The 14257-nt window shown below is 39.9% G+C and carries 14 protein-coding genes; 7 read left to right on the top strand and 7 right to left on the bottom strand.

The features are described 5' to 3' along the window. Positions 1–31: 31 nt before the first annotated feature. Both QLQ22_RS21555 and QLQ22_RS21550 read right to left on the bottom strand, forming a co-directional pair. The gene (locus tag QLQ22_RS21555; RefSeq protein WP_252207360.1) at positions 32–847 is read right to left on the bottom strand and encodes a cobalamin-binding protein; all 816 of its coding nucleotides are present in this window, start codon (positions 845–847) and stop codon (positions 32–34) included. 12 nt (positions 848–859) lie between these two features. Beyond that, positions 860–1339, bottom strand: a complete 480-nt coding sequence (locus QLQ22_RS21550) for a divergent PAP2 family protein (RefSeq protein ID WP_284015527.1) — start codon at positions 1337–1339, stop codon at positions 860–862. A 157-nt stretch (positions 1340–1496) separates the two neighbouring features. On the opposite strand from QLQ22_RS21550, the gene QLQ22_RS21545 reads away from it, so the two are divergent. The 3 genes from QLQ22_RS21545 to QLQ22_RS21535 all read left to right on the top strand — a co-directional run bounded on the left by QLQ22_RS21545 (position 1497) and on the right by QLQ22_RS21535 (position 4974). After that, positions 1497–1895: a DUF309 domain-containing protein gene (locus QLQ22_RS21545; protein ID WP_223437973.1), complete on the top strand. Its 399-nt coding sequence runs from the start codon at positions 1497–1499 to the stop codon at positions 1893–1895. A 15-nt stretch (positions 1896–1910) separates the two neighbouring features. After that, positions 1911–3401, top strand: a complete 1491-nt coding sequence (locus tag QLQ22_RS21540) for a leucyl aminopeptidase (protein ID WP_284015526.1) — start codon at positions 1911–1913, stop codon at positions 3399–3401. Positions 3402–3645: 244 nt separating this feature from the next. Beyond that, a complete protein-coding gene (locus tag QLQ22_RS21535; RefSeq protein ID WP_223437969.1) occupies positions 3646–4974 on the top strand; it encodes a Na+/H+ antiporter family protein in 1329 nt (442 codons plus the stop codon). A 121-nt stretch (positions 4975–5095) separates the two neighbouring features. Here QLQ22_RS21535 and QLQ22_RS21530 read toward each other — a convergent pair whose 3' ends face one another. Continuing rightward, positions 5096–5239, bottom strand: a complete 144-nt coding sequence (locus tag QLQ22_RS21530) for a hypothetical protein (RefSeq protein ID WP_223437967.1) — start codon at positions 5237–5239, stop codon at positions 5096–5098. A 188-nt stretch (positions 5240–5427) separates the two neighbouring features. Between QLQ22_RS21530 and QLQ22_RS21525 the strand changes: the two genes are divergently transcribed. Continuing rightward, a complete protein-coding gene (locus tag QLQ22_RS21525; RefSeq protein ID WP_284015525.1) occupies positions 5428–5961 on the top strand; it encodes a DUF6241 domain-containing protein in 534 nt (177 codons plus the stop codon). Positions 5962–6007: 46 nt separating this feature from the next. On the opposite strand, the gene QLQ22_RS21520 is transcribed toward QLQ22_RS21525, so the two are convergent. Then, a complete protein-coding gene (locus tag QLQ22_RS21520; RefSeq protein ID WP_223437963.1) occupies positions 6008–6592 on the bottom strand; it encodes a biotin transporter BioY in 585 nt (194 codons plus the stop codon). Between the two features lie 108 nt (positions 6593–6700). On the opposite strand from QLQ22_RS21520, the gene QLQ22_RS21515 reads away from it, so the two are divergent. Beyond that, on the top strand, positions 6701–7297 hold the full coding sequence (locus tag QLQ22_RS21515; RefSeq protein ID WP_223437961.1) for a sulfite oxidase-like oxidoreductase: 597 nt from the start codon (positions 6701–6703) through the stop codon (positions 7295–7297). A gap of 174 nt (positions 7298–7471) precedes the next feature. Further along, complete coding sequence (locus QLQ22_RS21510; RefSeq protein ID WP_223437959.1) at positions 7472–9241, top strand: ATP-binding protein; 1770 nt, start codon at positions 7472–7474, stop codon at positions 9239–9241. Here the strand turns inward: QLQ22_RS21510 and QLQ22_RS21505 are convergent. Continuing rightward, on the bottom strand, positions 9238–10173 hold the full coding sequence (locus QLQ22_RS21505; protein ID WP_223437957.1) for a DMT family transporter: 936 nt from the start codon (positions 10171–10173) through the stop codon (positions 9238–9240). The genes QLQ22_RS21510 and QLQ22_RS21505 overlap by 4 nt on opposite strands. 287 nt (positions 10174–10460) lie before the next feature. Between QLQ22_RS21505 and QLQ22_RS21500 the strand changes: the two genes are divergently transcribed. Next, a complete protein-coding gene (locus tag QLQ22_RS21500) occupies positions 10461–11192 on the top strand; it encodes a DsbA family oxidoreductase (RefSeq protein ID WP_284015524.1) in 732 nt (243 codons plus the stop codon). Positions 11193–11260: 68 nt separating this feature from the next. Here QLQ22_RS21500 and ald read toward each other — a convergent pair whose 3' ends face one another. Both ald and QLQ22_RS21490 read right to left on the bottom strand, forming a co-directional pair. Continuing rightward, complete coding sequence (gene ald, locus QLQ22_RS21495) at positions 11261–12391, bottom strand: alanine dehydrogenase (RefSeq protein WP_223437952.1); 1131 nt, start codon at positions 12389–12391, stop codon at positions 11261–11263. A 152-nt stretch (positions 12392–12543) separates the two neighbouring features. Continuing rightward, positions 12544–13776 carry a sporulation transcriptional activator AdeR gene (locus QLQ22_RS21490; RefSeq protein ID WP_284015523.1) on the bottom strand — a complete coding sequence of 411 codons (1233 nt, stop codon included), beginning with the start codon at positions 13774–13776 and terminating at the stop codon, positions 12544–12546. Between the last annotated feature and the right edge of the window lie 481 nt (positions 13777–14257).

Below are 14257 nucleotides of genomic sequence, written 5' to 3'. Positions count from 1 at the left end.
AAAAGCCCAGGTTATAGTACCTGAGCTTTTTCTATGTATTAGAAGTTAAGTAATCTGTCTCTTCAGGCTGCGGAAAGTGTTCCGGATGAAGGATGACAGCAAGTTTCGCAAGCCCGTTTAAGAGTCTGGGCGATGGTCTGCAATAAAGCTGTTCCTCAAGAAGATGAATCCGATTTTCCCTTACTGCTGTAAGGTTTTCTGCTGATTCCCGCTTCAGGACATGCTGGACTTTCATTCTGCTTTGCTTAACGCCGACCCATGCAAGACAAATATGATCAGGATTTCTGCGGATAATGTCATCCCAGCTGGTTTGGACACTCGCAAGCTCCACATCATGGAAACTATTGCGCCCTCCTGCCAATTCACACATTTCAGTTAGCCAGTTTACTTGACCAGGTGTAAAAATCGGATTAGGCCACCATTCAAAATAAACAGTTGGACGGTTATCAAGATTTGATGCTTTTTCTTTATAATCCTTTAAAATCCCATAATAGCGGGAGACAACTGCCTTGGCTTCTTTTTCTTTACCTGCCGCTATACCTACGGCCATAAGATCGTTTCCTATATCCTCAAAGGATTGGGGATTTAAAACAAGGTGAGGAATATTCCTTTTTATAAGCTCTTCAACGTTTTTTTCCATACCCGGCACACTTAATGAAGCTAGAACAAGGTCAGGCTGCAGTTGTTCTACCAGATCCATATTAATGGATAAGTCAGGTCCAAGACGCGGCAGATTATTCACTAGTTCCGGCCAGTCTGAATAATCGTCGACCGCGATAAGATCGTCAGTCAGGCCTAAATAGGCGGCAAGCTCTGTGTTGCTTGGACAGATGGATATAAGCCGCATAGCAATCCCTCCTTACATAATGAATAGATAGTGAAGGAACAGGGTCAATAAAATTCCTGTTAATCCTCCGAAGAATACCTCAATAGGCTGATGTCCCAGAAGTTCTTTCAATTTCTTTTGTTTTTCTTTTTCTTCTTGCTGAGGCCATGCTTTTGCCTCGCCGACAAATGTATTAAAGTCAGTTACAAGTTTATTAAGAACTGTGGCCTGCTCTCCGGCGTGTCTTCTTACTCCAGTGGCATCAAACATTGTAATGATAGCAAAAACCGCTGAAACAGCAAAAAGGGAAGAGGCAAGCCCGTTATCAAGAGCGACCCCTGTTGCAAGTGCCGTAACAGCCGCAGAGTGGGAACTGGGCATTCCCCCAGTGCTTAAAATAAGAGACCAGTCAACTTTCCGAGTCGCAATATACGTTATCGGCACTTTTACAAATTGTGCAAAGAAAATGGCTGTCAGGGAAGCTAGCAGCGGGAAATTAAGTAGTATCTCCATGAGGTCGGACATCCTTTCCGTTCAAATATAAATACTCTGTAATTGACTGTATGGTATAGTTCCATGCATACATGTCCTTATCCTCTGTCATTTGTTCAAATAGTATAAAAACTTTTTATCCTTTGATACAATAAGGTCAGAGAGGAGTGCATGCCACGTGACTCTTTACCCAATAGAATATTATCAGTTTTTTATCCATTTTAATGAAGGCGATTATTATACTTGCCATGATTTGCTTGAATTAATCTGGCTGACGGAGAAGGATAACTTATTTCTAAAAGGGCTGCTGCAAATGACAGTTGCTATTTATCATTACGAATATGGCAATATTAAAGGAGCAAGGCTCATGATGCAAGCAGGACACTCTTACATACAGTCCTACCGCCCATTCCATTGGGGAGTGGACCTTGAAAAAGTAAATGCATTCATTGAAGAATGTCTGGTAATTATTCCTTCCGGCATTCAGTCGGTTTCTTTTGAAAAAGCCGGGCAGCTGCCTAAATTGCCTGCTCTTTTTCTATACCTTGAAGAAGAGCATGGAAAACCTAACTATTAATGGAGGTGTGTTTTCATGTTTCATGTTCAATCATCAATTAAATGGAACGAAGAAACAATCATTTTTGGATTATTTCAAAAAACAAGCTCGTTTGATGGCCCCTTAGCTGAGCTTGACCAAAAGCTTGAAGGTCATTTTTCAGTGCTTGTAAAAGAGGGGGATATTTCTGCCAATAAGAAAGAAATCTCGAAAGTACATACTCTTGGTAAAATCGGCGCAAAACGAATTTACTTTACAGGCCTTGGCAAAGAAAAGGAATATGATTTTGATGCTGCAAGAGAGTCTTTTGCGAAGCTGTTCAAATCGCTGCAAAAAGATAAAATTCAATCTTTTTCAATCGTTCTTGATACATTCACAAGTGAACATGTTCAGGCAAACGAAGCTGCTCACGCATTAGCAGAAGTTCTTCCGCTTTCTACTTATAAAATACAGGACTATAAACAAAAATCAAATGAGCCGGAACGAAACATCAACCAAGTTACGATCATTTCAAATGAGGATGATGCCGAAATACGTTCAAGTCTTGCAGTTGGATCTGCATTCGGAGAAGGAACAAACTCTGCAAGAACGCTTGTCAACATGCCCGGTAATATTTTAACTGCAACGGAACTTGCTAAATACTCTGTGGATATCGCTGGAAAATACGGTTTTGAATATGAAGTGCTTGAAAAAGAAGATATGGAGAAGCTTGGAATGGGTGCTCTCCTTGCCGTGAACAAGGGATCTGATGAACCGCCGAAAATGATTGTTCTTAAATACCAGGGAAAAGAAGAATGGACAGATGTGATTGGTCTGGTTGGTAAAGGCATCACCTTTGATACTGGAGGTTACTCAATTAAGCCGAAAGACGGCATCGTCGGAATGAAATCGGATATGGGTGGAGCAGCAGCTGTTTTAGGAGCGATGGAGATCATTGGAAAACTGAAGCCTGAACAAAACGTACTCGCTGTCATTCCATCAACTGACAACATGATCAGCGGCAATGCTTTCAAGCCTGATGATGTCATCATTTCGATGAGCGGAAAAACGATTGAAGTGCTCAATACAGACGCAGAGGGCCGATTAGTCCTTGCTGACGGCATCACATATGCCAAGCATCATGGCGCTAATTATTTAGTAGATGTTGCGACATTGACAGGCGGAGTCATCATTGCTCTAGGAACACATACAACAGGTGCGATGACAAATAATGAAGCATTATTTGAGCAAGTGTTAGAGGCATCCCATGAATGCGGGGAGCCAATCTGGAGATTGCCGATTACAAAAAAAGACATTGATAAAGTTCGCGGCAGTAAAATGGCGGATTTGAATAATTCCCCTGGACGTGAAGGCCATGCCATCATGGCGGGGACATTTATTGGAGAATTTGCAGAAGGTACTCCATGGGTGCATTTAGATATCGCAGGAACAGCGACATCTTCGAATGCAGATGATCTTGGACCTTCTGGCGGCACTGGTGTCATGGCTCGGACACTTGCAGCATTTGTAGAACGTTTTGAGGTTTAATGACGGGGGAAGGCACTGATTTCAGTGCCTTTTTTTGTATGGAAATGGAATGGATTCATTCATTTTCGGAAAGATTGCATCATTCAAAATAAATCCATCCTTATTCTATAATCCTTTAGTCTGCTAATATAATAAAATTTTAACATTGACACTAAAAAAGAAAATATGTTATTTTAATTCTATTGAATTTTATCTCACTAATACATTAGCATACTAAAGTAAGAAGATTCCGGAGGTTTTATAGATGAATGCAGTTATTTTGGCTGTTTTGGTCATGCTTGTTTTAAGTTTGCTGAGGGTAAATGTTGTATTTTCCTTAGTGGCAGGCGCACTTGTTGGAGGTTTAACAGGCGGACTGGATTTAAAAGCGACAATTGAAACATTTACAGGCGGTCTTGGCGGGAACGCGACTGTTGCCCTGAGTTATGCTCTTCTTGGCGCATTTGCTGTTGCTCTGTCAAAAACAGGCTTGCCTGATGCAATGGTGGAAGCAGCTATTAAGCTAGTTGGTAAAGAAGGAGAAGAGAGAAGGAAAACTCTTTCAAAAGTACTTATTATCATGATTATATTGATTATATCTATTTTCTCTCAAAATGTTGTACCTGTTCACATCGCATTTATACCTGTCTTAATCCCGCCTTTATTAAAGGTATTGAATCAATTGCAGTTGGACCGCCGTTTAATTGCCATTGTCATTTCATTTGGATTAATTACACCCTATATGCTGTTGCCGGTAGGATTCGGAGCCATATACCATGGTATTCTTCAAAAGAGTATAGCAGCAGGCGGCTTAACTGTAAGTTTGAAGGATATTCCTCAGGCGATGCTGATTCCTTCTGCAGGTATGCTCGTCGGTTTAGTCATTTCATTCTTTACGTTCAGAAAGAGACGTATGTATGAGACAAAAGAAATAGCTGGACAGACTCCTGTTGTTTATACGAAAAAAAGTGTGTCTTTTGCTATTCTGGCAATTGTTGTTTCATTAAGTGTTCAGTTGTTCCTTTCTCAGAAACTAGAAGTAGAAGGGATGATTTTCGGCGCTTTGGCCGGAATTACTGTCCTCTATGCAACAGGATCAATGAAATGGAACGAAGCGGATCAGCTTCTGACTAACGGAATGAGGATGATGGCATTTATAGGATTTGTCATGCTTGCTTCTTCAGGATTTTCAGCTGTTATGCAAGAAACAGGTCATATTGATTCTTTGGTGAAAACTTCTGCAGATTTAATTGACGGCAATCAGTCGCTTGCAGCGGTGTTAATGCTGCTTGTAGGCCTTTTAGTTACTACTGGGATCGGTTCATCGTTCTCAACAGTGCCGATTATTGCGACTCTTTTTGTACCGCTTTGCCTTGAGCTGGGCTTTAGCCCTATGGCAACCATTGCACTCATAGGTACTGCCGGAGCGCTCGGTGATGCAGGTTCACCTGCATCTGACAGCACACTTGGTCCAACGTCGGGTTTAAATGCTGACGGAGAGCATGATCATATTTGGGATACATGTGTGCCGACATTCCTGCATTATAACATTCCATTGGTTATTTTCGGATGGATTGCGGCAATTGTCCTTTAATAGAAAAAGAGAAAAGGCCGCCTGCATATAAACAGGGCGGCCTTTTCTCTGCTATTTCGATGCTTAGCTCTGTCTCCTGACAGGCGCCAGAGCTTTTCTATGATGTTAAGCTTCGCTTTTCTTATTTCAATCTCTCTAATAACTCTTCGTCATCCATTTCCAGGATTCTCTCTAATAGTTCCGGCTGTCTTTTTAAAAGAGTATTCTCGTATGTTTCGCGTTCTTTTTCATTTAAGAAATAGCGCTTCATTTGCAATACTGTCATGTAAGCTCACCTCTTTCACAAGATCTCACACTAAGTATTTTCCAATTTAGGAATCTTTTATACATGAAATCTAGGATACTGTAAGATTTTATCGGATTTTGTCTAGTTATGCAACAATCTTTACCGGAGAAGGAGATATAAATAGATGAATAGAACTATTTAGTATAAAAAAGATAGGGGTGCAGTGAATGAAATGGATGAAACAGCATAAGTTTCTCACAGGTGCAATGATATTATTGCTATGCTGTGCGGGTGTTATTTTTTATATTTTCACCGAAACGATCCTTACACCTGTACAAAGTACAGAACAAGTAAATAAGACAATTAATGAAAGTTCGGAGAAGCTTGCTGAAATAGATTTAAGCAATAACCCATTTCCAGTAGGCGGAGCGACGATTACAGAAGATCAAATACAAAAATATCTGCACGGGATGTCTCACCAAAAAGTGGAGGCCAAAGATAAGTGGATTCACTTTGAAATCACGGAAGAGAGAATTCTTTATTTAATCAAACAAATTGAAAGCGACAAAGAAGCCTTTGAAAACTCGGATTTATATTTGGATATCCTCAGCAGATGGCTTGAAAATGATTATGCAGATGCTGACAGAGACCACAATGCAATATGGAGCCTTCAGGGCGGTACGATAGGCAAAGCAACAGGCGTGCTGTCCAAAGACGAAGAATTAAAATATCTTGAAGAAAATAAGGGTGAGATCAAATAAAAAACACATGATTTCTCATGTGTTTTTTTCATACGTATCTTTCAGATCAGGCAGCGCGATGCTTCCCAAGTCTCGAAGCTTTATTTACAGCTGTATAAATGCGTGGAGCAATGACAGCGCCAATGGCTGTAAAGATTATATCTTTCACAATAAACCACGTCATCACAAGCCATGCGCCAGTATAGCTCATTTCAACATTCAGCCAATAATTAAGAGCTGCGTACATATAAGACGTTCCGATAATATAGATAAGAGCAATTCCTGCAAATGATGAAAGGAAAAAAACGGAAAGTGCTGGTTTTTTGCTTGCTTCAATAATTTTGCCTGCTACATAAGCAGCAGCAATATAGGATAAAATAAACCCGCCGGTACTGCCGAAAATAACTCCAATTCCTCCGCTGAACTGTGCGAAGACAGGTGCACCTGCTATTCCTGCGAGTGCATAAACAATCATAGATAATGCGCCTAATCTGCTTCCGAGCAGCAAACCTGCTAAAATACAGAAAAAGGGCTGCATCGATAACGGAACCGTTCCAACTGTTAAAAATGAAGTGAGGTTTGCACCAATCGCCATTAAAGCTGCAAACATTCCGACGAGTGCTAAATCATAAGCTTTTAATTTATTTTTCATTCTCTCATCCCCCATAGATGCTGTGTATCTTTCTATAAAAAGAGTACTGAATCCAGTTAAATATGTCAACTTTATTTTATTGAAGTTAACTAAAGAGGAGGTATCAATATGTATTTCGGCAAAGTCAAAAGCAAAGGAGATCCCAATCGGGTTCCGCCTAATCAGCATGTCACAACCAAATTTCCAGTTCTTCACGCAGGCAATGTTCCTAATTACGAGGATATAAGCAAATGGGATCTGCAAGTATTTGGCTTACTTAATCATCCTAAGAGATTTACATATAAAGATTTGATGGAGATGAAGCAAATCGATCAGGGCAACGATATTCATTGCGTAACGGGATGGTCCAAGCTTGATAATGTATGGAGAGGAATCAGCACCCGAGAGCTCGTGAAGGATTTGGGACTGCATGAGAACGCGAACTATTGCATTCTCCATGCCGAGGAGGGCTGGACAACAAATTTGCCGCTTGATGATTTCCTAAAGGAAACGAGTCTGCTTGCTCATTCCCATAACGGAGAACCGCTTACGCCGGAGCATGGTTTTCCATTCAGAGCTGTTTTTCCGCATTTGTACTTCTGGAAAAGTGCAAAATGGATACGTGCAATCCAGTTTACAGAACACAATCACCCTGGATTCTGGGAGAGAAATGGGTATCATATGAATGGAGATCCGTGGAAAGAAGAGCGGTTTACATGGGATTGAAAAAATACACCTGTATGATTCAGGTGTATTTTTTAGGGGTATGAATCTGACTTGAAACTGGACGTACTCAGGTAATACGGAAGCCTCAGGAAAAAATGAGATAGCCGCAATTTCCAAACTTCGTCTATAATGAGAAGGTTGGCAATTTCATACGAAAGTTCGGAGTGACTTACAATGTACTTTACTGTGCTTGGCCTTGTTTCTCTCATCCCTCTGCTGCTTGGGATGATTATATATATGAATGAGAAAACCATCTTATCAAGAGCGATCGTTTATTTCTTAATCATGCTTTTTATTTGGCAAATAGACGTTGCTCTTTTATATGGCACTGATTTATTTTCTATGGAAACAGCAGAAACTTTATTTCAAATAGGTCGTTTTGGGTCGATTATGATCATGCCGATTTTATTTTATTTTATGTACTTAATGATAAATCAAGAAAACGAAGCCGAAAAAAAGCAGTGGTTCCGTTTTATTAATATTAAAATACTCATCATGCTCATTATCTGGAGCCTGGCTGTTTTTGCTATTAATTTAACTTCATATGGAGTATCCGGTTTAAAAATGATAAAGGATGACTTTTTCCCGGATCATTATTATCCGGTTTTTGGACCGTTAAACTGGACGTACTATTTGAATGTCTTTTTTGTATTTATAAACATCATTATGCTTATCGTTGTGTCGAAGAAACTTACTAATAAGGATTTGCGTTCATTCAGTATTTTTTTCTGCACATCGATTTTATTCGTCTTTTTTAATGGTATTCTATCAGGCTATCAAGTGGTTCCGCTTTTTTTATCCAGCTTTGGGTCGGTTCTCTCGACCTTTATTATCTTTATGGCTTACTTCAACATGCATTCAAAAAGAATTCAGTTGATGAACAGGGATTTGAGGGATCAGAAGGATTTTCTTCACAAAGTAATGGATTTAAACCCAAGTTATATTTATGTAAAGAACCATGAGCTTAAGTTTGTTCTGATTAACAAGGCAATGTCCGCTTTATACGGTAAAGAAGTACATGAGTTAATAGGAAAGATTGATTCTGACTTTAATAATCAGCCGGATCAGATCAAGAAAATCCGCGATGAAGAGCTTCGGATTCTTGCCGGGGAAACAGAGAAATGGGCGGAGCCTGAGCTTGCGATTGATTCAGCCGGAAATACTAGGTGGATTGAAGTGACAAAGATCCCTGTAAGATTGGAAGGGGAGACATATATTCTTTGCATCGGCAATGATGTGACACAGAAGAAAAGGGATGCAGAGGTTATTTTAAAAACAGAAAAAATGAGCGTCATCGGAGAATTAGCGGCAAGCATTGCTCATGAGATCCGAAACCCGCTGACATCAATAAAAGGTTTTGTGCAATTTCTGCAGGAAGATGAGCTTATGAAGCAGAGAGGCGAACATTTAAGAGTCATGTCAGAAGAAATTGACAGAATCAACGAGGTAGTAGGCGAGCTGCTTTTAATTGCCAAGCCGCAAATGCAAACAGTCTTATCTGTTGACTTGAAAGCAGTCATTGAAGACGTTCTGACACTAATGAAAAGCAGTGCTCTTCAAAATAACATCAGCCTTGTGCTTAATCACGAAGCAGACTTATTTAAAGTCAGCGGGAATAAAAATCATTTAAAACAGGTTTTTATAAATTTAGTAAAAAATGCAATTGAGTCCATGCCTGATGGAGGAACCGTGGAAACTGCTATAGAGCGTTTGGCAGATGGCAGCATTCGGATCTCTATTTCGGATGAAGGAATTGGTTTAAGTCAAGAACGAATGGAGAAATTAGGTGAACCTTTTTATACGACAAAGGATAAAGGGACGGGCCTTGGATTAACGGTTTGCTATAAAATCATCCGGGAAGAGCATGCAGGAGAGATTCTATTTGAAAGCGAGGAAGGACGCGGAACGACAGTTCATATCATCCTTCCTGCTGAATCCATTTAGTCTGTATCATCTGCTGAATCTCGTTTTTGTTTAAATGCGTTTGTTCCGATAACCCCGGCGATAATGAAAAAAGCACCTATCCAGTGATAGAAATAAATGGTTTCATTCAGGATAACCGCTCCTGCTACAATTGAAATGACGGTTGATAAGTTAGCGAACACACTCATTTGAGAAGCTGGAATTTTCGAAAGAATGTAGTTTGACAGAAAAGAAGTCAATAGTGTAGCAAAAACACCTAAATAGAACGTGAATAATAAAAATGGGACGTTTGTCCACAGCGAAATATATTGAACAAAATCACCTGCAGCCAAATGCTGTATCATAGCGTACAGATTAAAAAAGATAAACCCGAATGTCACCATAATAAAACTAAGCTGAAGGGGCGAATATGAAACAGACAGAAATCTCGCAAGAACTGTGTACCCTGCAATCGATAAACAGGCAATGAACAATAAAAGAAATCCAAGCATACTGTTAAATTCGATGCCTGCCCCTTTCATGAAGAATATATAGACAACACCGAAAATCGACATGAAAATAAACAGAACTTGTATCATGCTGGTTTTTTCCTTTAAAAAAACAGAAGCAAGCAAGGCGGTTAAGATTGGTGCAAAAGCCATCAGGATGCCGCCTTCTGCAGATGTTGTATAAAGCAGCCCGAATGCCTGGAAACTAAAAAACATTGTCGGATAAAATAAAGCAAGCAGCAGCAGAAAAGCAAGAGATTTTCCATTATTCTTAAATGATGGCATTTTAATAGGCACAAAGAATTGAAGAACCAGTAAAACAAGAAACCCCAGTGTAAACCGGTATGAGAGTGTATCGATCGGCGAAGCATCTTCAAGCGCAAGCTTTGTAAATAAAAAGGTAAGTCCGACTATTGAGGCATTTAATACAGCGCCAAGGTAAGGAAGTACCTGTTCTTTCTTCATCTTTCATTCCCCGTTTCTATTTTCTTATATTCACCTTACCACTTTTATTAGAGTCTTTGATATGTTCAGATAAGAAAAAGGCCGTTTTTTGAAGAATTGCTGTTCCTGAAATTTTCCATATTAACAGGCAGAGCATGAGCATAGTTTAATGTTGATGTTTAAGGAAATGATACCAATATACAGGGTGGCCTGACTCCCCGGTTTGAACGGAACTGAGCATAGCGCCTGCGCTTTTAAAATAGGTTATGCTACTATAGAAGCAATCTATGAATGAATGAGGTGTTCTTATGAAAATTGAAGTATGGTCTGACTTTGTCTGTCCATTTTGTTATATAGGGAAGCGCAGATTAGAAGAAGCGCTGGCTGAATTTCCGCATAAAGATCAAGTTGAAGTGGTATATAAGAGCTTTGAACTGGATCAAAATGCTCCACTAAACAGCGGGAAAACAATTGATGAGGCATTGGCATCTAAATATGGCATGACGATTGAACAAGCGAAGGAAGCGAATGCCGGAATCGGGAAACAGGCGAAAAGTGCTGGTCTGACTTTCCGCTTTGACAAGATGAAGCCAACAAATACATTTGACGCTCACCGCCTGGCAAAGTTCGCTAAAACACACGGTAAAGAAGAGGCTATCACAGAAAACCTTCTTTACGCCTATTTTACAGATAATAAAGATCTGGGAGAACAACATACCCTAGCAGATCTGGCAGAAGCATCAGGGCTTGAGCGGCAGAAAGCATTAGAAGTTCTGGGTGACAAAACTGCATATGCGGCTGAAGTGCGAAATGATGAAGGAATTGCGCAGCAATACGGCATAAGCGGAGTGCCCTATTTTGTCATCAATCAAAAATATGCGATTTCAGGGGCGCAGCGGGCAGAAACATTTGCTGGTGCGCTCCTGAAGGTCTGGGAAGAAGAAAATCCTGAACTAACCTTGCAGGACCTGTCTGAAGACAGCGGTAATGACGCATTTTGCGCAGACGGAAGCTGTGCTGTACCTCCGAACAAGGAGTAGTACGTCAAAAAAAGAGCATGGAGGCAGCCTCCATGCTCTTTCTGTATTTCATCAGATTTTTAATCGAATCAGTTTACAGCGATTTCTTTATCAAGTGCTACATCAACAGGAACGAATGTATAGCCAAGATCGCGGGCTACCGCTTCATACGTGATATCGCCTTTTGCAACGTTGACACCTGCTTTAAGCGCAAGGTTGTCAGCGATTGCCTTGTTCACGCCTTTGTTTGCAATTTGCATAGCGTATGGCACTGTTACGTTCGTAAGAGCAAGTGTTGATGTTCTTGGAACAGCTCCAGGCATGTTTGCTACAGCATAGTGAACAACGCCATGCTTCTCATAAGTTGGGTTATCATGAGTGGTAATGTGATCAACTGTCTCAACGATACCGCCTTGGTCGATGGCTACGTCAACGATAACTGAGCCTGGTTTCATTGATTGAACCATTGCTTCAGATACGAGTGTCGGAGCTTTTGCACCAGGGATTAGGACAGCACAGATTAATAGGTCTGCTTCTGCAACTGCATTTGCAATATTGATGGGGTTAGACATCAATGTCTTAATTTGATTGCCGAAAATATCGTCTAATTCACGAAGACGGTCAGCACTTAAATCAATAATTGTAACATCTGCGCCTAAGCCGATCGCCATTTTTGCAGCGTTTGTTCCAACTACACCGCCGCCGATAATTGTTACCTTGCCGCGGCTTACTCCCGGTACACCTGCAAGGAGAATGCCTTTGCCGCCTTTTGGTTTTTCAAGGAATTGTGCGCCAATTTGTGCTGCCATGCGTCCAGCTACTTCACTCATAGGAGTAAGCAATGGAAGTGTGCGTCCAGTTGTTACTGTTTCGTAAGCAATAGCTGTAACACCTTTATTTTTAAGCGCCTCTGCAAGAGCTGGTTCAGCAGCTAAATGCAAGTATGTGAAAAGAATAAGTCCTTCGCGGAAATACACATATTCAGATGCTAAAGGTTCTTTAACCTTCATAACCATTTCAGCAGCCCATACATCCTTAACATCTTCTGCAATTACTGCACCGGCAGTAAGATAGTCTTCATTTGTGAAACCGCTTCCAATTCCTGCGTCTTTTTCGATAAGTACTTTATGTCCAGTTGCCACAAATTGTGTAACCCCGCCAGGCGTTAATGCAACACGATTTTCATTATTTTTAATCTCTTTAGGTACTCCAATAATCATTTGAAACCCTTCCTCCTTTAACAGCCAGTTTATACTGTGCCGCTTGTCTTGAAATGTGTGATGATTTCTTGAATATGAGATTAGTATAAAGCGTTTTCTCACACATTTGTTTGTTTAAAAAAGAGAAAGGATTTCTGATCTTTTGTGAAATTTCACAAACTCATTTTATCAAGCTTTAAGTTAAGATATACAGTTATTTTTTGATTTGGATCTCTTAAATCAAGCTCGGCAATCTGCGAAATGCGTTTGATTCTGTAGCTTAATGTATTGACATGTACATTAAGCGCTTTGGCAGCATCGTTCACATTGCTGTCTTTGTCTAAGTAAACTTCCAGTGTTTCAATAAGGTTTGTGTGATGCATCTCATCATATTCCTTCAGTTTTAGAAGAGGATAGTTTATAAACCCTTCCTGCTTTCGTTTTTCATGAAGTAAATCCAAATATTGATAGATGCCCAGTTCTGAAAAGCTGATGAGCCCGACTGTTTCTGAAACAAAACGTTTTTTTATGTTTTGAACGGCGATTGCTTCTTTATAGCTGAGTTCAATTTGCTCAGCTTCTTTATATATACTTCCTATTGCCGCCTTCACATCGTCGATCATGAATCGCTCTTTAAGCTGAAGGATGGTCCAGTCGACAAATTGTTTAATATCCGAAAGAGGCTCGCCGCTTTTAGGCGCAAGCAGGATAATCAGTTCATTCTGATCAAGAGTAGAAAGGATAATTTGAACCTGCTGAGTTGTTTGAAGCAGATAATTAATTTGTTTTTCAGTGGGATCTTTAATTTCATCGCTGAAACGGAACAAGACAACGGAATGCTGAGAGGGAGGGGTAATGCCGATATCATGAAAGCCATTGATTATGTCAGTTTCCTTGTTAATATGCCCGGTAAGCAGTTTCCAGAAAAACTCCTGGTTCCGCTCTTCCTTTTTCGATTTGCGGTTATGCAGGTTTAGAAGCTTATTTTTAACAACTTGAGCAGCTTTCTTTAAAAGTTCAAGCTCATCATCTGTCAGCCTTTTATTAATTTCCAAGGCCCAGATAAAACCAAGAACTTCATTGTTTTTCCAGATGGATATGGCAATCCTGTTGCCAAGACCCACTTCCTCAATGTTTTTTACGCGGATAGGCTCATCTGTTTGCAGAAGCATTGGAATCGTCCCGTCTTTCCATAAACTGTTAATGACTTTCTCCGGAACGCGCCTTCCGATGATCGTTGATATCCTCGCAGGGTCTGTACAGTCATCATGTGTGCTGTATGCGAGAAGGCGGTGATTTATATCTTCAATCGTGATCGGGCATTGAAGAACCTCGCTGATGCGGTCAGCGACATCTTCAAGACGGTCAGCATTGTATTTAAAGGCTTCATTAGCCGGTTTGTTCATTTCATTTCACCTGCTTCTTTTTAAAAAATATATTATTTGATTTTAACTCCGTTTATCACTTAAAATGATCTATTTTCAAGTAAATTGGTCCTATTTTAACTATATCAAAGTTCACCCTTATGGATATTATGTAACTGGCGTTTGTAAAAATCAACAAAAAGGGTAATTCTGTTTTATGATTTCAAACAATTAAGTCATATGATAAAAATAAATAATATTAAATTAATTAAAAGCGCTTGAAAAGAGCAATATATGAAACTTAATACCTGAACCAATAACATGGCTTGCTATCCTCGATCCGTGTTGTTCTGCTGGCTGAAGCGGACTTATGGTCCGTGTATTTTTTATTTTGCAAGTTTAAATGGGACGAAGTGTTCAGATGGAAAACCTAATTTATGGTAATAAGGATTTACGTTTTGTTAACTGTTTGTGGTTTTTTTGCAAATCATCTGTAAATTCGTTAATTTTTGACAAAAAAATG

This window comes from Metabacillus hrfriensis (assembly GCF_030127205.1).
Lineage (GTDB): Bacteria > Bacillota > Bacilli > Bacillales > Bacillaceae > Bacillus_P > Bacillus_P dongyingensis.
The sequence above is the reverse complement of the archived record's forward strand: the minus strand, read 5'-3'. Positions and strand labels throughout refer to the sequence as shown.